This is a genomic window from uncultured Jatrophihabitans sp. (assembly GCF_964251945.1).
Taxonomy (GTDB): Bacteria; Actinomycetota; Actinomycetes; order Mycobacteriales; family Jatrophihabitantaceae; genus Jatrophihabitans.
In genome coordinates this window covers 1-19,791 of record NZ_CAXULP010000006.1, presented here as the reverse complement: position 1 = coordinate 19,791, position 19,791 = coordinate 1, and the positions used below count along the sequence as shown (strand labels likewise).

General features: G+C 68.7%; 17 protein-coding genes. 15 read left to right on the top strand and 2 right to left on the bottom strand.

Annotation, left to right across the window (positions count from 1 at the left end; translation table 11 throughout):
- Positions 1-5: 5 nt before the first annotated feature.
- Together ACFFBG_RS12850 and ACFFBG_RS12845 are read right to left on the bottom strand one after the other, a co-directional pair.
- Positions 6-1,100: a maleylacetate reductase gene (locus ACFFBG_RS12850; protein WP_375479276.1), complete on the bottom strand. Its 1,095-nt coding sequence runs from the start codon at positions 1,098-1,100 to the stop codon at positions 6-8.
- Positions 1,097-2,764 carry a bifunctional 3-(3-hydroxy-phenyl)propionate/3-hydroxycinnamic acid hydroxylase gene (locus tag ACFFBG_RS12845; RefSeq protein WP_375479274.1) on the bottom strand — a complete coding sequence of 556 codons (1,668 nt, stop codon included), beginning with the start codon at positions 2,762-2,764 and terminating at the stop codon, positions 1,097-1,099. Before ACFFBG_RS12845 ends, ACFFBG_RS12850 begins: the two co-directional genes overlap by 4 nt.
- Positions 2,765-2,887: 123 nt before the next feature.
- Between ACFFBG_RS12845 and ACFFBG_RS12840 the strand changes: the two genes are divergently transcribed.
- From ACFFBG_RS12840 to ACFFBG_RS12770, 15 genes are all read left to right on the top strand, one after another.
- On the top strand, positions 2,888-3,871 hold the full coding sequence (locus ACFFBG_RS12840; RefSeq protein WP_375479272.1) for an amidohydrolase family protein: 984 nt from the start codon (positions 2,888-2,890) through the stop codon (positions 3,869-3,871).
- 122 nt (positions 3,872-3,993) lie between these two features.
- Positions 3,994-4,767 (top strand): SDR family NAD(P)-dependent oxidoreductase, encoded by a 774-nt coding sequence (locus ACFFBG_RS12835; protein ID WP_375479270.1) that lies wholly within the window; start codon positions 3,994-3,996, stop codon positions 4,765-4,767.
- 50 nt (positions 4,768-4,817) lie between these two features.
- Positions 4,818-6,404: a sugar ABC transporter ATP-binding protein gene (locus ACFFBG_RS12830; RefSeq protein WP_375479268.1), complete on the top strand. Its 1,587-nt coding sequence runs from the start codon at positions 4,818-4,820 to the stop codon at positions 6,402-6,404.
- Positions 6,405-6,426: 22 nt separating this feature from the next.
- Complete coding sequence (locus tag ACFFBG_RS12825; RefSeq protein WP_375479266.1) at positions 6,427-7,488, top strand: ABC transporter permease; 1,062 nt, start codon at positions 6,427-6,429, stop codon at positions 7,486-7,488.
- A 48-nt stretch (positions 7,489-7,536) separates the two neighbouring features.
- Positions 7,537-8,751, top strand: coding sequence for a sugar ABC transporter substrate-binding protein (locus ACFFBG_RS12820; RefSeq protein WP_375479264.1), 1,215 nt, complete (start codon positions 7,537-7,539; stop codon positions 8,749-8,751).
- A gap of 73 nt (positions 8,752-8,824) precedes the next feature.
- Positions 8,825-9,361, top strand: coding sequence for a cupin domain-containing protein (locus tag ACFFBG_RS12815; RefSeq protein ID WP_375479262.1), 537 nt, complete (start codon positions 8,825-8,827; stop codon positions 9,359-9,361).
- 17 nt (positions 9,362-9,378) lie between these two features.
- Positions 9,379-10,452, top strand: a complete 1,074-nt coding sequence (locus ACFFBG_RS12810; RefSeq protein WP_375479260.1) for an alcohol dehydrogenase catalytic domain-containing protein — start codon at positions 9,379-9,381, stop codon at positions 10,450-10,452.
- The gene (locus tag ACFFBG_RS12805) at positions 10,445-11,656 is read left to right on the top strand and encodes a thiolase family protein (RefSeq protein WP_375479258.1); all 1,212 of its coding nucleotides are present in this window, start codon (positions 10,445-10,447) and stop codon (positions 11,654-11,656) included. Before ACFFBG_RS12810 ends, ACFFBG_RS12805 begins: the two co-directional genes overlap by 8 nt.
- Positions 11,653-12,108 (top strand): MerR family transcriptional regulator, encoded by a 456-nt coding sequence (locus ACFFBG_RS12800; protein WP_375479256.1) that lies wholly within the window; start codon positions 11,653-11,655, stop codon positions 12,106-12,108. Before ACFFBG_RS12805 ends, ACFFBG_RS12800 begins: the two co-directional genes overlap by 4 nt.
- Positions 12,109-12,232: 124 nt before the next feature.
- On the top strand, positions 12,233-13,183 hold the full coding sequence (locus ACFFBG_RS12795; RefSeq protein ID WP_375479254.1) for a diguanylate cyclase domain-containing protein: 951 nt from the start codon (positions 12,233-12,235) through the stop codon (positions 13,181-13,183).
- A 272-nt stretch (positions 13,184-13,455) separates the two neighbouring features.
- Positions 13,456-14,355, top strand: a complete 900-nt coding sequence (locus ACFFBG_RS12790; RefSeq protein ID WP_375479252.1) for a helix-turn-helix transcriptional regulator — start codon at positions 13,456-13,458, stop codon at positions 14,353-14,355.
- A gap of 356 nt (positions 14,356-14,711) precedes the next feature.
- On the top strand, positions 14,712-15,143 hold the full coding sequence (locus tag ACFFBG_RS12785) for a hypothetical protein (RefSeq protein WP_375479250.1): 432 nt from the start codon (positions 14,712-14,714) through the stop codon (positions 15,141-15,143).
- A 66-nt stretch (positions 15,144-15,209) separates the two neighbouring features.
- Entirely contained in the window at positions 15,210-16,397 is a 1,188-nt protein-coding gene (gene wecB, locus ACFFBG_RS12780) for a non-hydrolyzing UDP-N-acetylglucosamine 2-epimerase (RefSeq protein WP_375479248.1), read from the top strand.
- Between the two features lie 25 nt (positions 16,398-16,422).
- A complete protein-coding gene (locus ACFFBG_RS12775) occupies positions 16,423-17,751 on the top strand; it encodes a glycosyltransferase family 2 protein (RefSeq protein WP_375479246.1) in 1,329 nt (442 codons plus the stop codon).
- The gene (locus tag ACFFBG_RS12770; RefSeq protein ID WP_375479244.1) at positions 17,748-19,757 is read left to right on the top strand and encodes an EAL domain-containing protein; all 2,010 of its coding nucleotides are present in this window, start codon (positions 17,748-17,750) and stop codon (positions 19,755-19,757) included. Before ACFFBG_RS12775 ends, ACFFBG_RS12770 begins: the two co-directional genes overlap by 4 nt.
- Positions 19,758-19,791: the final 34 nt, after the last annotated feature.

Here is a 19,791-nt window from a genome sequence, read left to right as displayed (position 1 = left end):
AGTCGTCATCGGGCCGGGGCCGTCGTCGCGTAGGCGTCGACAGTGGCTGGCCGGCCGTCCAGCGCCGCACTGAGGATGGCGCGCACGTCGCCCTCTCCGACTGGCCGGGGATTGCCGGTCAAATCCTTCTGCATGATCACCCGGACCGCCTCCTCCACGCCGTCCGCCGGCATGCCCAATTCCCGTAGCGATGTCGGGGCGCCTGTGGTGGCGGCCAATCCGGCCAACCCGTCGGCCACCGAGGCGCCGCCCAGCGCCTGCGCGGCGCGCCGCATGTCCGGGACGGCCGGCTCGATGAAGGCGGCGACGTGCGGCAGCACGACGGCGTGTGTCTGCGCGTGCGGCAGGTCGAACGCGCCGCCGAGCACATGGCAGATCGCATGGTGCAGGCCTGAGCCGGCGGTGGCGAACGCGGTGCCGGCCAGATAGGCGCCGTAGAGCAGATCAGCGCGCGCGGCGCCGTCGTGCGGATCGGTGACGACGGGCACGAGACCTGCAGCGAGCGCGCGGATTCCTTCGACGGCGACCAGGCTGGTGATCGGGTTGGCGCCAGGCCCGTACAGCGCCTCGACGCAGTGCGCCACGGCGTTGAATGCGCTGGACACGGTGATGGACGAGGGCAGCGACAGCGTGAGATCGGGGTCGTAGAGCACCGTCTTCGGCAGCACCGCGAGGTCGCGGCCGGTGGTCTTTCGGCCACCTGCGGTCATGCCCCAGATCGGCGTCATCTCCGACCCGGCGTAGGTGGTGGGCACGGCCACGATGGGCAGCGACGTCCGCAAGGCCACGGCTTTCGCGGTGCCGGTGGTCGACCCGCCGCCGATGCTCAGCACCGCGTCGGCGTCCGCCGCTCGCGCTGCTGCCAGCACCTGCTCGACGGTCGCTTCCGGGACATGCTGATGGACGTCGGTGAAGGTGGCGGCGACAAGCGCGCCCAGCGGCGCGATGAGCTTGTCCGCTAGTGCGTGCTCCTGCTCGGCCACCACGAGCAGGACTCGGCGCGCGCCGAGCCGCTGGAGCTCCGGCTCGAGTTGCCGCGTGCTGCAGCCGGCGCCGAAGACGACCCGTCCCGGCAGCGCGTCATAGTGGAAGGCGGTCACGCCGACGCCCCTGAGCGCAGCGAAACCGCCAGCGCGTGCGTGTCCGTGCCCGTGTCCGTAGCCGTAGCCGTCTCCGAAGCTGTCGACGTTGCGGCGCCGAGGTCGCGGAGGAGCTCGGCAGCCAGTTCAAGGGCGGCCGGCCCGTCAGCCGCGGCGCCGTACACATAGAAATCGGGTCGGACCGCGACCGCGACCGCGTCGTGGTCGGCGAACCATTGCGCGTAGGCGCCGTCGACGTCCAGCACGACCGAGCCCGGCACGGTTTGCGGCGCCTGTTGGGTGACGCCGGCGAGCACGACTCCCGCGGAACGCAGCGCGTCGGCGGTGCCGTCGGAGCTCAGGAGGCGGTGCACCTCCGCGGTGACGATCAGTGCGAAGCCGCGGCCGAGCACCTCGTCGAATCGTCCGCGCCGACCCGCGTCGTCCACGTCCGCCTGGATCGAGAGCTCGCCTCGGCCGCCTGCCGGCGAGCTGGACAAGAACCCGGCATGGAGGCCGGGAAAGCGCATGGATCCGGTGTCGTGGCCCTCGGAGCGCGCCGCGATCAGCCGCCGATCGCGCTCGGCCGCGGCGACCGGGTCGCGCACGGTCTGCAGCCTGCCGAGTTCGATGCCCTTCTCGACGACGGCGCGCACGTGCGGCTCGCGCTCGAGCTGGTAGGTGTCCAGCAGCTCCTCATCGCGCCGGCCGCGCAACAGCAGGTCGAATTTGAAGGCGAGGTTCTGGGCGTCGCGGATGCCCGAGCACATGCCCTGCCCGAGGAACGGGGGCATCTGGTGCGCGGCGTCCCCGGCCAGCACGATGCGGCCGTCGCGCCACCGGTCGGCGACCAAGGACCGAAACGTGTAAGTGGCCACCCGGATCAGCTCGGCGTCGTCCGGAACCAGGTAGTCGGCGACTCGTGCCCAGATCAACGCGGGCTCGCTGGCCACCTCGAAATCGGCTGCGGAGTCGAGCATGAAGCTGAACCTGTGGTGCCGGGGGCCGAGGGAGATGATCGACACCGGCTTCGCCGGGTCGCCCACCTGCCGTGCTGAGGGCAGCTCCACGTCGCGGGTGAGGCGGAAGTCGCAGACCATCCACGGCTCGGAGAAGCCGTAGTCATGCTCGCCGATGTCCAGCCGGCGGCGGACGGCGCTGTTGCCGCCGTCGCACGCCACGGCGTAGCGGCAGGAGATCGCGCGGCGGGCGCCGTCGAGGTCCTCCACGTGCAAGACGACGCTTGCGTCGTCCTGTTCGAGATCGACGACGGTGGCGCCGTGCGCGACGGTGAGGCTCGGCAGCGCTCGGCAGGCAGCGTCGAGGGCGTCCTCCAACTCGGGCTGGTACATCATGTACCACTCCGCCCAGCCGCTTCGACCACGCTCGGCGAACGAGTGGTCGATCAACAGCTGGCCGGCCGCGTTGACCCATTCGTAGTTGCGCTGGACATGCAACTTGGGCGCCATCTGCTCGGCGATGCCGAGCTTGTCGAGCGTCCGCATGGTCTCGTCGTCGAAGATCGCCGCTCGCGGCAGGTTGTACAGCCCGGCATAGCGTTCCAGCACCAGCACGCGGTGCCCGGCCTGGGCGAGCAGCCCGGCCATCGCCATCCCCGTCGGCCCATATCCCACGACGGCCACATCGGCGTCGAAGCCCTCGCTACCCCGTCCGTTTCGCTGCACGCGTCGCTCCTGACGAATAACTGGCCCTTGACGGATCCGACGATAGGTTCCACTATTCGTGAAGTCAATGCGACATGGTGAACGAAATTTGCCGCCGGTCGCGAGCAGCAAGCGAGGAGGACCATGCGCAAGATCGCGCTGGAAGAGCACTTCGTCACCGAGGAGCTGGCCGGCTACGGCGCCGCGACGGCGACGATCGCCCAGCCCGAGGTCTGGCGCGAAGCCTCCCGCCGCCTGCTCGACCTAACCGGCGAGCGGTTGGAAGAGATGGACCGCTCCGGCGTGGACGTCGCGGTCCTGTCGCTGAACTCGCCGGGCATCCAGGCCGAGACCCGCCCGGAGCTCGCCGCCCGCGCCGCGGTGCGCGTCAACGACTTCCTGGCCGAAGTGATCGCAGCGCACCCGACCCGCTTCGCCGGGTTTGCGGCGTTGCCGTTGCAGGACCCGCTCGCGGCGTCGAAGGAGCTTGACCGCGCGGTCACCGAGCTCGGCCTGAAGGGCGCGCTGGTGAACGCGCACACCCACGGTGTCTATCTCGACGATCCCTCGCTGCGGGTCGTCTGGGAGGCCGCTGAACGGCTGGACGTCCCGCTCTACCTGCATCCCGGCAACGGCTTCGACGCCGGGCACGTGCTGAGCGGCCATCCTGAGCTCATCGGGCCGATGTGGAGCTGGGGCACCGACACGTCCACCCACGCGCTGCGGCTGATCTTCGGCGGGGTGTTCGACGACTTCCCGAACGCGAAGCTGTTGCTCGGTCATATGGGCGAGGGGCTGCCCTACGTCCTGTGGCGGCTCGACTCGCGCTGGGACTTCCACAACCATCAGGGGATCGAGCTGCGCCGAGGCAAGCCGTCGGAGTACCTGCGCCAAAACCTGTTCATCACGACCAGCGGAGTGTGCTCCGATCCGCCGTTGATATGCGCCTTGAGCGCCCTCGGGGCCGACCATGTCCTGTTCGGCACGGATTACCCGTTCGAGGACATGACGACGGCGACCGAGTTCCTGGACAGCGCGGCGATCAGCGAGGCCGATCGCCGCTCGATCGCGCACGTCAACGCCGAGACCCTGCTGCATATCGCGCCGGCCGCCGACGATTCACAGTAACAATTTGAAACATTGCTACCTACTTCAGTAGGTGGTGTGGTGAGGTGGCTCATGTGGGCCCGGTCACCTCGATCTCGCTCGACAACGCTCTCGCTCGACACACGACGACGAAGGGACAAGCCATGGGAGATCTGGACGGGCGGGTGGCCGTGGTCACCGGCGGCGCCCGCGGCATCGGATTCGGCTGCTGCGAGGCGCTGAGCGCGGCTGGCGCGTCGATCGTGATCGCGGACGTCGACAGCGACCAGGGCGAGCTGTCGGCGAAAGAGCTGCCCGGCCCGGCCGTCGCCGTGCGGCACGACGTGCGCAGCGCCGACTCTGCGACCGCGCTGCGCAACGCCACGCACGAGGCGTTCGGCCGGGTCGACATTCTGATCAACAACGCCGGGGTCGGACCGCACCCCGCGCCGATCCAGGACCTCACCGAGGACGAGTACGACCGCGTCATGGACGTCAACGCGCGCGGCACCTTTCTGACCACGCGCGCTTTCGTGCCGGATCTGATCGCGCAGTCCAGCGGCCGGATCATCAACGTGTCGTCGATCGTCGGACAGCGTGGCTTCGGCATGGTGCTGCCCTACGTCGCGTCGAAGTTCGCGGTCCGCGGCATGACGCACACGCTCGCGTTCGAGCTCGCGCCGCACAACGTCACCGTCAACGCGATCATGCCGGGCATTCTCGAGACCGACCTGCACTCCGCCGTCGTCGGGCAATTCGCGACGCTGCAGGAGACCACCGAGGAAGAAGGCTGGGAGTTCTTCCGCAGCCGCATCCCGTTGGCCCGCTTCCAGACGCCCAGGGACATCGGCGAGATGGCCGCCTTCCTGGCCTCGGACCGCGCGCAGAACATCACCGGCGCGTCGTTCAACGTCGACGGCGGATGGCAGATGGCGTGACCATGTCTCCTCCCGGTGCGACGCGCGAGCCGACGGCAACGACGACGGCGATGACGAAGGCGACGGCCCCGTCCACGGCGACGGCGGAGCCGGGCGCCTCGCGGCCGCCGTGGGTGTCGGTGCGCGGGCTGAGCAAGACGTTCGGGCCGGCGCAGGTGTTGCGCGACGTCGATTTCACCGCTCGCTCCGGCGAGATCCACGGGCTGGTCGGTCAGAACGGCTCTGGCAAGTCGACCCTGATCAAGGTGCTCTCCGGGGTGCATCCGGCGGACGCCGGCAGCGCGGTCGAGATCGACGGCACCCGGCTGGCCAACCCGGTCCGGCCCCGCGAACTGCGCGAGCACGGCCTTGCCTTCGTGCACCAGGACCTCGGGCTCGTCGAAGAGCTGACGGTGCTGGAGAACATCCGGCTCGGTCAGTATTCCGCGCATCGGCTGAGCCGGCGCATCGATTGGCGAACCGAACGCTCGGCCGCGCGGCAAACCCTGGAACGGCTGCACTCCGACATCGACACCTCGCGGTTGGTGAGCACGCTGCACCCCGGCGAGAAGGCCATCGTCGCCATCGGGCGCGCGCTGCAGAACCTCTTGCCGGGCACCGGCTGCGTGGTGTTCGACGAGTCGACGCGCGCGCTGCCGCGCGACCTGCTGCCCGACTTCTACGCGACGATCCGGCGACTGGCGGCGACCGGCACAGCGATCATCCTGGTCAGCCACCGCCTGGACGAGGTGCTGGCGCTGACCGACCGGGTGACCGTGCTGCAGGACGGCCGAGTCGTGGCCGGCGACCGGGAGACCAAGACGCTGACCGAGGCGTCGCTGGCGAGTCTGCTGCTCGGCCGCGAGATCGAACTGCTCGAAGAGCGCGCGCCGGCGCAGGCGCCCTCCCACGCCGGACACACCGCCGCAGTGCTGCGGGCGCGCGGCATCCACGGCGAGTTCCTGCGCGGCGTCGACCTCGACGTCGCGCCGGGCGAGGTGGTCGGGATCACCGGTGGCGCGAATTCCGGACACGCCGAGCTGCCGGCCATCCTCGCCGGCGTCGCGGCGAAGGGCCGCGGCAACATCGACATCCTCGGCCGGGCGTTCACACTGCCCTCGACGCGCCCTGGGCAGCTGATCGCAGCCGGCGTCGCGTTTGTCCCGGAAGACCGCGGCCAGGAAGGCCTGGCGGTCGAGCTCTCGGCACAGGACAACCTGACGTTGCCCCGCGCGCGCGCCCGGGGCCGCCTGATGCTGCGATCCGGCTGGCAGGCCGCGGAGTTTCGCGAGGCCGTCGCCATGCTCGGCATCGTCCCGGCGAAGCGGAACCTGCCCTGCTCGTCCTTCAGCGGCGGCAACCAGCAGAAGATCCTGCTCGCCAAGTGGCTGCTCAACAATCCCGAGGTCGTGCTGCTCAACGAGCCGACGCAGGCCGTCGACGTGGGCGCCCGCATCGACATCCTGCGAGCCATCCGTGCCGCCGCGGACCGCGGCGTCGGCGTCGTGCTGGCCTCGATCGAGACGCAGGACCTCGCCGCCGTCTGCGACCGCGTTCTGGTTTTTCGCGACGGCGTCGTCGCGGCCGAACTGACGACGGACCTGTCGCCACACACCATCACCGCCGCCACTTATCCGGTGCCCGTTGCGGCCGGCTGACCGACCAAACGACGGAGGACTCGTGAGCATCGACACCGAGAACCCGATAGCCGGCGTCGCCGGTGAGCCTGCCGAGCCCGGGGAGACGACCCTGCCGGAGCCCACCGGCGGGTTCATGAGCCGCTTCCACCGCCGCGGCCAAAGCGGATTCCTCGGCCGGTACGCTCTCGTCGGCGTCTGGCTGGTGGTCGCCGCCGTCTACGCGATCATCGAGCCGGACGTGCTGCTCACGTCCGGAACCTTCCAGACGATCTTCGGTTCGCAGACCGCGCTCGTCTTCCTCGGAATGGCTGCCGTGGTCACCTTCGCCGTCGGCGAATTCGACCTCTCCATCTCCGCGATCCTCGGGTTGTCGGCCACCTTCATTCCCGTGATGGTCGTCCAGCACGGGTGGAATCCGGCCGTCGCGTCGCTCGTCGCCGTCGCGCTGTGTTGCGGTGTCGGCGCGGTGAACGGGTTCATCGTCGTCAAGCTCGGCATCGACGCCATCGTCACCACGCTCGGCATGGGCACGCTGCTGCTCGGCCTGACCTCCGGGTTCTCCGGCTCGCAAGCGGTGTCCGGACTCAGCAACGGCTTCAGCAAGATCGCGAACACCACCGTCGTCTTCGGGTTGCCGATCAGCTTCTTCTACGGCCTCGCGCTGGCGATTCTGATCGCCTACCTGATGCGGTACACCTCGCTCGGTCGGCACATGGCCTTCGTCGGCGCCAACCGCGAGGTCGCCCGACTGGCCGGCGTGCACGTGACCCGGATCAGGATCGGGGCCTACGTCACCTCAGGGCTGCTGTGCGGCATCGGCGGCGTTCTGGTCACCGCGACCGTCGGCGGCTTCGACCCCAACAGCTCGCCCACGTATCTGCTGCCGGCGCTGTCGGCGACGTTCCTCGGGACAGCGGCCGTGCAGCCCGGCCGATTCAATCCCATCGGCACCATGATCGCGATCTACTTCCTGGTCACCGGGATCGTCGGCCTTCAGCTGCTCGGCTACACCGGTTGGATCAGCGACGTCTTCTACGGCGCCGCGCTGATCACCGCTGTCATCGCATCGACCCTCACCCGCAAACGCGCCTTGCGCGTCTGATCGCCAACCCACCAACCCCGCTCAAAGCAGAGCAGAAGGAGTGTCATCATGATGCGTTTCGTCCGGCCGAGAGGCCGCGCACGGATCGGCGCAGCCTGCCTCGCCCTGAGCGCGGCTGTCGCGCTCGCGGCGTGTAGTAGCAGCAGCAGCGGCGGCTCCTCGCCGTCATCGGGCGGCGGCGCCACCACCACCGGCGGCGGTGGGTCGTCGACCAGCTCGCCCGGCGCCACCGGGGTGGCTTACGCCAAGAGCGAGGTGGCGAAGTATTCGCCCCTGCGCACGACGTTCCCTGAGCCCGGACCTGCGCTGACCGACGTGAAGAGCAAGCTCGCCGGCAAGACGGTCTGGTACATCCCGATCTTCCTGCAGGCGCCCATCTTCACCGCCGAGTCAATCGCGCTCACCGACGCGCTCAAGACAGCGGGCGCGACCGTGCACGTGTGCGACGCGGCGACCAACCCGTCCACCGCCGACAGCTGCCTGAAGCAGGCTGTGTCGAGCCACGCGGCCGGCATCGTGACCGCCGCGCTGGACTACTCCTTCGCCTCGCAGGCCTACGGCGCCGCCATCGCCGCGAAGATCCCGATCGTCGCGACCGACAACGACAAGCCCGGCAGTTTCCCGAACAGCCCGGACGTCCGGCGGCTCACCATCGGCGGCCCGGTGTACGCCGCGCTCGGCGCCGACTGGATCATCGCCGATTCCGACGGCAAGGCGCAGGTGCTCTACGTCGCCGACAACTCCAACGCAGGCGTCACCCAGACGTCGGCGGTGAAGGCCGAGTTCGCCAAGCAGTGCCCAGGCTGCAAGCTCACCGTCGTCAGCTTCAGCGACCCGACGATCGACAAGCTGCCCACCGCGGTTAGCTCCGCGATGACCGCGAACCCGAACATCAACTACGTGTTCGGCGGTTACGACGCCCCGTCGGGCATCTTCGCCCTGCAGGGCGCCAAGCAGGTCACCGGCCGCAAATTCACCTACCTGACGGTCACCGGCCAGCCGCCGGGCCTGCAGCGGGTGGCCAGTGGGCAGCAGGCCGCCGACCCGGGAGTCGACACCGCAGAGACCATGTGGAATGCCGCGGACTCGCTGCTGCGCATCATCACCGGCGCCAAGCAGGTCGACTACCTCCCGGCGCTGCGGCTGTTCGACAAGGCCAACGTGCCGTCGGACACCAAGAGCGCAGCCGCCTACGCGTCGGGTTCGTGGTACTCGAACGGCGGATTCCGGGCCATGTACACCAAGCTCTGGGGCCTCGGCTGAGGTTCCACCCGGGCGGGCCGGCGGCGATCTGCCGCCGGCCCGCTGAGCTTCGCGACGAGCAGGAAGCGAGCCGATGTCTGAAGGACTCATGTTGCCGCCGGGCGCCGGCCGCCGGATCGTCGGCGGCGGCCTCGACGCGACCGTGAAGACGACGATGGACCAGCCGGCGTTGACGTCCACGTTCGAGGTCGTCGTCCGGCCCGGCTGGGACGTCGGCGCCCACGTCCACGCGGTGGGCGAGGAGATCTTCTACGTGCTCGAAGGGCAGCTCGACGTGCTGGCCTTCGAACCGCTCGACCGTTCGGTGGCCGACTGGCACGAGTGGGAATCGGCAACCGGGCAGCGTTTCCTGCGCGGCGGACCGGGCGCTTTCCTGTTCGTGCCGCCCAACACCCCGCACGCGTTCGGCAACAGCAGCGACCAGCCGGCGAAGGTGTTCTTCCAGTCGTCGGTTCCAGGCGGCCACGAGCACTACTTCGACGAGCTGATGGAGCTGCTCGCCGCCTCCGCCGGCAAGCCCGATCCGCAGGCGGTGGCCGAGCTCCGCACCCGCTACGACATCGAGCAGATCACCTCCTTGGACGGCGGGCGCGCGCCCGCCGGCGCGTGACACGCGAGCACGACACCGTGAACAGCTCGAGGATCGAGGACGTCATGCAGGCAATGGTGATCCGCCGACACGGCGATCCGGACGTGCTCGAATCCGCTGACCTGCCGACCCCGCGGCCCGGCTTCGGCGAGGCGCTCATCCGAGTCCGCGCGGTCTCGGTCAACGTCTTTCTCGACGTCGCGAATCGGGCCGGCCGGGTGCCGTTCGCGCGCTACGACTTCCCGCACGTACTGGGCTCCGAGCACGCCGGCGAGCTCGTCGAGTACGGACCCGACACCGAAGCCGAGTTCCCGCTCGGCTCGCGGGTGGTCGTGCACAACGCGATCTCGTGCGGCACATGCAAGCCGTGCTCGGACGGGCGCGCCGAGAGCTGCGCCAACCTCGAGCTGGTCGGCGTCACGCGACCCGGCGCCTACGCGCAGTTCACCGTGGTGCCGGCCGCCAACCTGCGGCCGCTGCCGCAGCACGTGAGTTTCGTCGAGGCGGCGGCGATGAGCGTCAACGGTCCGCTGGCGACGGTGCAGCTCACCGACGCCGGCGTGCGAGCCGGCGACACGGTGCTGGTGCAGGGCGCCGCGTCCTCGACCGGCACGATGTCGGCCGTCGTGGCCCGCGCGCTCGGCTGCCGGGTCCTCGGCACCACCCGCAGCGCGGCCAAGCTGGCTGAGCTAGAGCGGCTGGAGCTGTTCGACGCCGTGGTGGACTCGAACGAGCCAGGAGCCCTCGATCAGATCCGCGAGCGCAGCGGCGGTGGCGTGGACATCGTGGTCGACAACGTCGGGTCCCCCGAGCTGTGGAAGCTGACGATGGGAGCGCTCGCGCCGCTCGGCCGGGTGGTCAGCTCCGGAGCGATGTTCGGCGGAAAGGTCGAGCTGAATCTCGCCGCGCTGTACCTGGCGAGCCAGCGGATCATCGGCGTCCGGAGCGCGAACGAGGCGTCCCGCGCGCTGTTCTGGCAGCTCGTCGAGGACCATCAGCTGCGTCCGGTGATCGACTCGACCTTCCCGCTGGAGGCCGTCGCCGACGCCCATCGGCGCCTCGAGGCGATGAGCAACGTCGGACGTGTCGTGATCGAGGTCGCCGGTGCCTGACGCCTTTCTCTACGACGCCGTCCGCACCCCGTTCGGGCGGTTCAACGGGGCGCTGGCCGGAGTCCGCCCGGACGATCTCGCGGCGACCGTGCTCCGCGCCGCGGTCGAACGCAGTCCAGCGCTCGACCCTTCGGACCTCGACGAGATCATCTTCGGCGCCGCCAACGCCGCGGGTGAGGACAACCGCAACGTGGCCCGGATGGCCACGCTGCTGGCGGGCTTGCCGGTGTCGATTCCCGGCTCGACGGTGAACCGGCTCTGCGGGTCGAGCCTCGACGCCGCGATGAGCGCCTCGCGGCAAATCGAGACCGGCGACGCCGACCTGATGATCGCCGGCGGCGTGGAGTCGATGACCCGCGCGCCCTGGGTGCTGCCGAAACCAGCGCGCGCGTTCCCGGCCGGCGACCTGTCCGCAGTGTCGACGACGCTCGGCTGGCGGCTGGTGAACCCGGCGATGCCAGAGCTGTGGACCGTGTCCATGGGCGAGGCGAACGAGCGGCTTGGCGAGCGCCTCGCAATCTCCCGCGAGCGGCAGGACGAGTTCGCCGCGCGGTCGCACACGCTCGCCGCGGCCGCGTGGGACGCCGGCTTCTACGATTCGCTCACCGTGCCGGTCGGCGGAGTGGAGCTCGCCCAGGACGAAGGGGTGCGAGCGGACTCCTCGGCGCAGACCCTGGCTCGACTGCGGCCCGCCTTTCGCCCGGACGGGACCATCACCGCCGGCAACGCGTCACCGCTGAGCGACGGGGCGTCCGCGGTCGTCCTCGGATCGGCCGCTGCGGCCGACCGACTAGGTCGCCCTCCGCTGGCGCGGATCGCCAGCCGCGGCGCGATGGCCCTCGATCCGCTGGACTTCGGCATCGCGCCCGTTGAGGCGGCGAACCGCGCCCTCGACCGGGCAGGGATTAGCTGGGGCGACGTCGGCGCGGTCGAGTTGAACGAGGCCTTCGCCGTGCAGTCGCTCGCCTGCCTCGACGCGTGGAAGATCGATCCGGACATCGTGAACACTCGCGGCGGGGCCATCGCAATCGGCCATCCGCTCGGCGCGTCCGGCGCGCGCATCCTCGGCACGCTGGCCGCGGTCCTCCGTGCCGGCCACCACCGGTGGGGAGTCGCGGCCATTTGCATCGGGGTGGGTCAGGGGCTCGCCGTTGTGCTGGAGAATCTGGCGAGGAGCAATCCGACGGACGTCGCGACGCCGTGAGCCGGCGCCGACGCGCCGATCCGGACCAGGCTATCGAAGGGGGCCGCGAGGTGCGCATCGGAGAACTTGCCGCTCGGACCCGAGTGAGCGTGCGGGCGCTGCGCTATTACGAGGAGCAGCGGCTGTTGTCAGCCGAGCGGAGCGCTGCTGGTCAACGGCTGTATCCAAGTGGCGCGGTGAAGCGCGTCGAATTGATTCAGCAGCTTTACGCGGCCGGGTTGTCGAGTAACACGATCCGCATGCTGCTGCCGTGTGTTGACACGCCGGGGAGTGCCGACGTGCCGCACTCGCACGACCTGCTGCACCGGGAACGGGACCGCATCGACGCCGAGATCGCGTCGTTGGTGCGGACTCGTGAGACCTTGGACGTGGTCCTAGTCGCCGCTCGTTCGTGCGGGAGCGCGGCAACGCCGAGCCCGACCGAGCAAGAGACGCGTGCGCTCGCGTCCTGACGGCGCGGGTACTTCGGCTCATCGACTCACTGAGCCGACGACGCACAACCTTCAGATACCGGCCGCTCCTGCCGATGCTGGTTGGTGAGAACCCAACCTGCCGGCGACCTCGAGGAGGCAATCGATGACCGGATCCACGGTCGTCGGGTTCGCCGACGCGGTGCTCGACGCGTTACCGGACGCGATGGCGGTGATTGACGGCAGCGGAGCGATCGTCGCCGTCAACAGGGCGTGGCGGATGTTTGCCGTCGACAACGGGGGACGGCCAGAGGCCACCGGCGTCGGCGTGAACTATCTCCAGCTCTGCGAGCGGTCGGCGGCCGCGGGGTGCGCGGACGCGGTTGTCGTCGCCGACGGGATCCGGACTGTGCTGGAGGGGCAGACCCATCACGTCGAGCTGGAATACCCTTGCCCTTCGCCGGCCGTCAGCCGCTGGTTCCTGCTCCGGATCGCGCCGCTCGCCGCTCCCGCGCATGGCGCCGTCATATCCCACGTGAACATCACTCGTCGCAAGCAGGCCGAACGTGAGCTCGCGCATGAAGCTGCCCATGACCCGCTGACCGCGGTTGCCAACCGCACGCTATTCACCGCGAAGCTCACGAACGCGCTCAACCCGCCGAAGGGGCGAACCGCGCGAGGCGGCGTCGGCGTGCTCTATCTCGACCTCGACTGCTTCAAGCCTGTCAACGACACCTTTGGCCACGACGCCGGGGACGAGGTGTTGCTCACGACCGCCGACCGTCTGCGCAAGCTGGTTCGTCCGCAGGACACGGTCGCCCGGCTTGGCGGCGACGAGTTCGCTGTCGTCGCTCCGCGGATCACCGCTGCCGGTCTCGAGGCGCTTGCCGCTCGGATCACCGCCGCCTTGCAGGAGCCACATCTAGTGCACGGCCAGCATGTGCAGGTGCCGGCGAGCGTAGGCGCATATCTCGCCGTCCCCGGCGAGGCGCCGGCCACTGCCATGCGGCGGGCCGACCGCGCGATGTACGCCGTCAAACGATCGAGGCGAACATCACGAGACCGCTCAGGACAATCAAGCTCTCACCCACTAGAACCTGTCGCGGTAGTCGCCTAGCATCACCAACAAGTAACCCGGTCCGTGGATAGTGACGACGCACCTGGGACGCGACCCGCAAGCCGACGGAGTTGGTCGTTGTGGTCGATCCAGGTGACGCAGTCGCCTCCAGCGGTCGCGGCTCTGCGCCGGACGAGGCTCAGGCGTTTTTCGACTCCGCCGAAGAGTTGCGAGGAAGCCTGGCGCCTGCTGTGGTGCTAGAGGTTCCGAGCGGACGCGTCGTGGCGGCGAGTTCGTCCGGAGCTTCGCTGCTCGACCCAGACGGTGGCGAGGTGATCGGACACCACGTCGAGGAGTTCACCACCGACGCCGCCAGCGGCGCTCTCGACCTCTTCGCGTCCGGGCGCGTGACGGGATACGAGACAACTCGCATGCTGCGCAGAAGGGAGGGGGACAGTCTCGCTGTCAGCGTGCGGATGCTCAAGTTCGACCATCAGTCCCGCGCCCGCTTTGCGCTGGCGGTGTTTTCCGTCCCCGACACGCCCGTCGTGGCGGAGCCGTGGTCGGACTCCGGCCAGCCACTCGTCGTGGGGACCACGGATAAATCATTGGTGATCGAGCGGGAGACGAGCGGTGGCTCGGCGCCCATCCGCGAGTCCACCGCAAAGCTGCTCGGCCAGCCGCTGACGAACCTGGTGGCCGAGGATGAGCGCGGCCAGCTGGCAGCTGCCATCGATGCCGCAGCAGCAACGCACCGAGCGGTCACCGTGCGCATGCGGGAGCCCACCGTTGCCGGCGTGAACGGCCTCGACGCGGTCCACCAGCTGATGATCTTGCCTATGGCGCCGCCGCCGGGTTGTGCCTTCGTCCTGCTGCGCCTGCCAGAGATCTCGGCGGTGGTACCACCCGCGCACGCGCCGGACCGCGCCGCGCCGGACCTGTCGGGGCTGTTGCTTCAGTTGCACAGTGGCGCTGCGGTCGCCGGGCTCGCCGATCGGTTCGGTGACCTCAGTGACCGTGACCTGCCCGGTCTCAGCGAACTCTCCCCCCGGGAGTGGGAGATAGTGGGCCGGCTACTCGCCGGCGACCGGGTGCCCGCGATCGCCACCGCGCTGTATTTGAGTCCGAGCACCGTGCGCAGCCACCTGGGCTTGGTGTTCGCGAAGCTCCACGTCGGCTCGCAGCAGGAGCTGCTTGACCTCCTGCGCCGTAAGCCCGCGCCCAGCGCATAGCGAAACCTGGCTGCGGTTTATCCGGTTTATCCGAAAACACCCATGGCTTTGGACACTTCGTCCATACAGTGAATCCAGGCCGTGCGCACCGTCTTTCAATCCGGGATTAAGGCGCTAATCGGTCGAAAACGAAACAGGCCTTTGATCTCTTGCAATCCTCGACGCGACGTGTTTATCAGTGCGAGGACGAATTCGCTATTCAAAATGCGAGCGGTTTCGAGACTGATTTTATTGACGCTCAGCTTCATCGGGGTGCCGCCGAATGGACGTACGCCCGCCACCCCCAGGCAGGTATTCGACCGAAGGAGAAGCTAGTGTCGCCAATCCCCACCATTCGACGAGGCACTCGTCACGTCGTGGTCGCCATCAGCTCGGTGGTGGCGCTCGTCGCCGTCGCCCTGTTCCTGGTCGCCCCGAGTTCCACAGCGCTGACGTTGCAGGCGAGCTCCGCCGGAAAGGCGCCACACCGGACCGAGGTCCTCTATGGCAAGTTCACCAACGCCAAAGGAAAGCCTGCGAATCACGTTCGCGTGAACATCGCAAGGAAGAACAAATCCGGCCACTGGGTGCACATCATCGGGTTCTCGGCCAACAAGAAGGGCATCTACCGCAAGGTGCTGCACCGCAAACACAGCGGCACCTATCGCATCAGGGTGACCGCGCGTATCGGTCATAGGACCTATCACGCCATTAAGGTGTTCCATCTCAGGCCGGGACATTCGTACCGCTTGGGCGGCCACGTCTCCAAGCACGCGCTGTTCAGCTTCCTGCCCGTTTCCACCTACTGATCGACTGTCCGGGGCAAAGGCTTTCCGCCTTTGCCCCGGACAACCAGAGCGTGAGGAGCGCGGCGCATGACCGCCAGATGTCCGAACTCGTTGTTGTCCGAGTCAATTCACCAGACCGCCTGCAAACCGCCCTTCCGCGCCACCGTTCTTGTCGGCACCCGCCCCGAGGCGATCAAGATGGCGCCAGTCGCCCGCGATCTGCGGGCGGTCGGCGTCGACACCCGCGTCCTCGCCACCGGACAACACCGGGACCTGGTCGCCGAACTGCTGCCGGCGTTGGGCACGCCGGCCGACCGCGACCTGGACCTCATGTGCGAGGCGCAAACGCTGCCCGCTCTGACGGCGCGGGTGATCGAGGCGGTCGCCGAGGACCTCGCCGAGCATCGGCCTGGTGTGCTGCTCGTGCAGGGTGACACCACCACAGCCTTCGCCGGGGCGCTCGCCGCCTGCTACGCCCGCATCCCGGTCGCCCACGTCGAGGCCGGGCTGCGTTCAGGCTCGATCACCGATCCGTTCCCCGAAGAGGCGAACCGGCAGCTGCTCAGCCGTATTGCCACCTGGCATTTCGCGCCGACGCAGCGCGCGCGGGCCGCGCTGGAGTTGGAGAACCTCGCGCCCACCGCGATCGAGGTCACCGGCAACACCGTGATCGACAATCTGCACTGGGTGACCGAACGTGGATTGGGCACTTCGGCGTTCGCCTCGCAGGCCACCGGGCGGCGCAGGGTGCTGGTCACGATGCACCGCCGGGAGAATCACGGCGCGACGATCGGGGCCCTCGCTACGGCGATCGGCCGGCTGGCGCGGCGGCACGACCTCGAGGTCGTGTTCCCCGTCCACCCGAATCCCGCCGTGCGCGCCACGGTCCTGCCAGCATTGGGCGAGAACGCCGCAGTCCGGCTGCTGGACCCGCTGAACTACTTCGATTTCTCCGCCACGCTGCGCGACGCCGATCTCGTCCTCACCGATTCCGGCGGAGTCCAGGAAGAAGCGCCGTCGTTCGGCAAGCCAGTGCTCGTCCTGCGCAACACCACAGAGCGGCCCGAAGCGGTCGAGGCTGGCTGCGCCCGCTTGATCGGCACCGACCCGTCAGTGCTCGAGAGCACTGTCGATCTGCTGCTGAATGACCCGGGCGTTTACCACGACATGTCGCGGATCGCGAACCCGTTCGGCGACGGCCGCGCCGCCCGCCGGATCACCCAGCGGCTGCTCGCCGATCTCGTCCCGGGCGCCGTCACCGAGCGCGTCGCATGAGCGCGCATCACACAGGAGACATTTCGTGACCATCGACCTGACCTGGGCGGGCTGGTTCACCGGCGTCGTCGTGCTGTACTACGCAGTCCTGTTCGTCGTCTCCCTCCGCCGACCGCGCGCTGACACCGCTCCGGCGGGCTGGGAAGCACCGCTCATGATCGTCGTCGTTCCCGCGCGGAACGAGGACAAGGTCATCGGGGAGACCATCGCCAACCTTCGCGGTATGGAATACGCCGGCGAGTGCCGAATCCTCGTGGTCGACGACGCATCCACCGACACCACCGCCGCCGTCATCGCAGCGCATGTCTCGCAGGACCCGAGGGTGCGCCTGCTGTCGCGGACAGCGGAGCAGGGCGGCCGTGGCAAGAGCGACGTTCTCAACCACGCGTACCGGCTGATCCGCGACGCCGCCGCCGACGGCGATCCGTGGCTGGCCGGCCGCGCGCCTGCCGACATCGTCTACGCCATCGTCGACGCGGACGGACGCCTGGAGAAGGACAGCCTCACCGTCGTGGCGCCGTACTTCATCGACCCATCCGTCGGCTCGACCCAAGTCGGCGTCAGGATCTACAACGCCGGCGACAGCACGCTGGCCCGCATGCAGGACATGGAGTTCGTCGGCTTCACCTACCTCGTGCAGATCGCCAGGGACAAGATCGGCTCGTCCGGGCTGGGCGGCAATGGCCAATTCACCCGGCTCTCCGCGCTCATCTCGCTGGGCGACGCACCATGGAAGACGTCGGCTCTCACCGAGGACCTCGACCTCGGCTTGCGTCTGATCGAAGCCGGTTGGCGAACCCGTTTTTGCCACCACACCACCGTTGCCCAGCAGGGTCTGACGAGATGGAAACCGCTGCTGCGCCAGCGCACCAGATGGATTCAAGGTCATTACCAGTGCTGGTCGCACATCCCCAAACTGGCCCGTGCCAAAGGGGCCAGCTATGCCGGACGGTTCGACCTGGTCACGTACCTGTTCCTCGTGGTGACGGTGGTCGTCATCAGCTTGAGCATGACGGCCGTGCTGGCCAGCGGTCTCGGGTTGGTCCACCTCACCTCCTCGTTCCTGTCGTTCGTGCCCGACGGGCTCGGCCTACGAGTCACCTCGCTCGTGCTGAGCATCCTGCCGCTCGCGATCTTCATGCTGACCTACCAAATGAACTCGCGGCACCCTTACAGGTGGTGGGAAGTGCCCACGTTTGCGCTCATCTTCTCGGCCTACTCCTACGTCTGGATCGTCACGACCCTGCGCGCCTGGACTCGAATGCTGCTGCGCCGAAACGGATGGGTTAAGACACCACGCGTCGGCCCAACACCGTCCTTGCCACCAACGATCGGGTTACAGGCAGGCCGGTGACCGCCGCCAAGCCTTGGTCGCCCGGAGGGCGGATCGGCTCAGGATGGTCGATCGACGCGATCATCGACGATCAGGCCGTGCGCACCGTCTTTCAGCCGGTCGTCCACCTGGCGACCGGCTCGATCGCCGGGTTCGAGGCGTTGTCGCGCGGACCGGCGGGCACCGCCTTCGAGTCGCCGATGACGCTGATCCAGGCGGCTACGCAGGCGGGCCGACTCGGCGAGTTGGACTGGCTGTGTCGCACTCGGGCGATGCAGATCGCGGCCGACGCGCGGCTGCCGGACACGCTGTCCTGGCTGATCAACGTCGAACCCGCTGGGCTCGCCATCGACTGCCCTGCGCACCTGCGCGCCGCTCAGGAGCGGGCGCGGATCGACTTGCGGGTGATTATGGAAATAGTCGAGCGTGATGTGAACGGCAAGGTGTGGGAGCTGATCCGCGCCACCGACGACGCCCGGCTCAGCTCGTGGGGCGTCGCGCTCGACGATGTCGGCGCTGACGAAGCATCGCTGGCGCTGCTGCCGTTCCTGCGCCCGGATGTCGTCAAACTAGACATGTCCCTGGTGCAGGGTGTGCCGCATGAAGCAGCGGCGACCATCACTGCCGCTGTCCGGGCCTACGCAGAACAGCGCGGCGCCGTGATTCTCGCCGAGGGGATCGAAACGCACGCTCATGAGCAACTGGCCAAGATATTCGGCGCTACCTATGGGCAGGGCTATTACTACGGCAGGCCAGGACCGCTGCCGGACTCGATTGAAACACCCGCCGCGCCGATACCGCTGCGCCAATACGTGGCGCCCTTGGATGGGCGGACGCCGTTCGAGGTCTTGGCCACGACGATCACGCCGCAACGCGCGGAGAAGCAGTACCTATCGCACATCAGCTCGCATCTGGAGAAGCAAGCCGCTCAGGACACGCATGCCTCCGTTCTGCTCGCGGGATTTCAGCACAAGACGTACTTCACCGCCGCCAAGCAGGCCCGCTACCGACAACTGGCCGCCGCCAACGCGCTCACGGTCGTCCTCGCGGACGGGCTGGCATCCCACGACGAGCCGACCTATCACATCGGACCGCTGGCGCCGCACAGCCCGTTGGGTCAGGAATGGCTCGTCATCGTCTTGTCCCCGCACTTCGCCGCCGCGCTCGTGGCCCGCGACTGCGGCGACCCGAGCGCCGATCGCAATCGCCAATTCGACTTCATCTACACCCACAATCGCGACGCCGTCATCGACGCCGCCCGAAGCTTCACCCAAAACCTCGCAGCGAACCCCGCGCACCGCTACCCGCCCGGCGCGGTCGGCACAGCTGTCGAAAACATGACCCACGGACACGCCGAGCAGGGCAGTGAGCTCCCGGGCGCACAGCTCCGCGAGGCGCGGAAAACTGACATGAAATCTCGTCCGGGACGGGCCGCCGACGACGTGCCAGGGCTCGAATCGTTTCTTAGGATGGTCACCGCCGACTCCGGCGGCTTCCGCGCGGCGGCGCAGGTCGCGCTGAACTACCTGCGCACGAACATGCCGATGGCGATCTGGTCGATCACCCGTGTCGAGAACGACCGGCAAACCCACCTGTACCTCAACGAGAACGACTACGGACTCACCGTCGGCTGCAGCCAGCCGTGGCAAGCCTCCTGCTGCGTGCACATGGTGGCCGGCACCGCCCCCCGAGTGGCGCCCGACGCCGCAGCTGTCCCCGTCTATGCCGCCGCAGCCGCCAACGCGGCGGTCCAAATCGGCGCCTACGCCGGAGCGCCGATCGCCGAACCGGACGGGAGCCTGTTCGGCGTGATCTTCGGCGTGGACCGCGTCCCCCGCCAAGACCTCGTCCAGTTCGTGCCGACGCTCGACATGCTGGCCGAGTTCCTCACCATTTCCTTGGCCGCCGACCGTGCCCTCCACGCCGCGAGAGCAGAATCCGACGCCGTGCTCACCTACGCCACCACGGACTCGCTCACCGGCATCCGCAACCGCCACGCGTGGGACTGGCCGGACCCCGAGAACTGATCCACTCGGTGTGAGAGTCGTTCATCGGTGGGTG

Bases quoted from the DNA above. Each gene is read 5' to 3' on its own strand.
- ACFFBG_RS12840 (WP_375479272.1), top strand. From the start codon at position 2,888: ATGCGCAAGATCGCGCTGGAAGAGCACTTCGTCACCGAGGAGCTGGCC.
- ACFFBG_RS12835 (WP_375479270.1), top strand. From the start codon at position 3,994: ATGGGAGATCTGGACGGGCGGGTGGCCGTGGTCACCGGCGGCGCCCGC.
- ACFFBG_RS12830 (WP_375479268.1), top strand. From the start codon at position 4,818: ATGACGAAGGCGACGGCCCCGTCCACGGCGACGGCGGAGCCGGGCGCC.
- ACFFBG_RS12820 (WP_375479264.1), top strand. From the start codon at position 7,537: ATGATGCGTTTCGTCCGGCCGAGAGGCCGCGCACGGATCGGCGCAGCC.
- ACFFBG_RS12815 (WP_375479262.1), top strand. From the start codon at position 8,825: ATGTCTGAAGGACTCATGTTGCCGCCGGGCGCCGGCCGCCGGATCGTC.
- ACFFBG_RS12795 (WP_375479254.1), top strand. From the start codon at position 12,233: ATGACCGGATCCACGGTCGTCGGGTTCGCCGACGCGGTGCTCGACGCG.
- wecB (WP_375479248.1), top strand. From the start codon at position 15,210: ATGACCGCCAGATGTCCGAACTCGTTGTTGTCCGAGTCAATTCACCAG.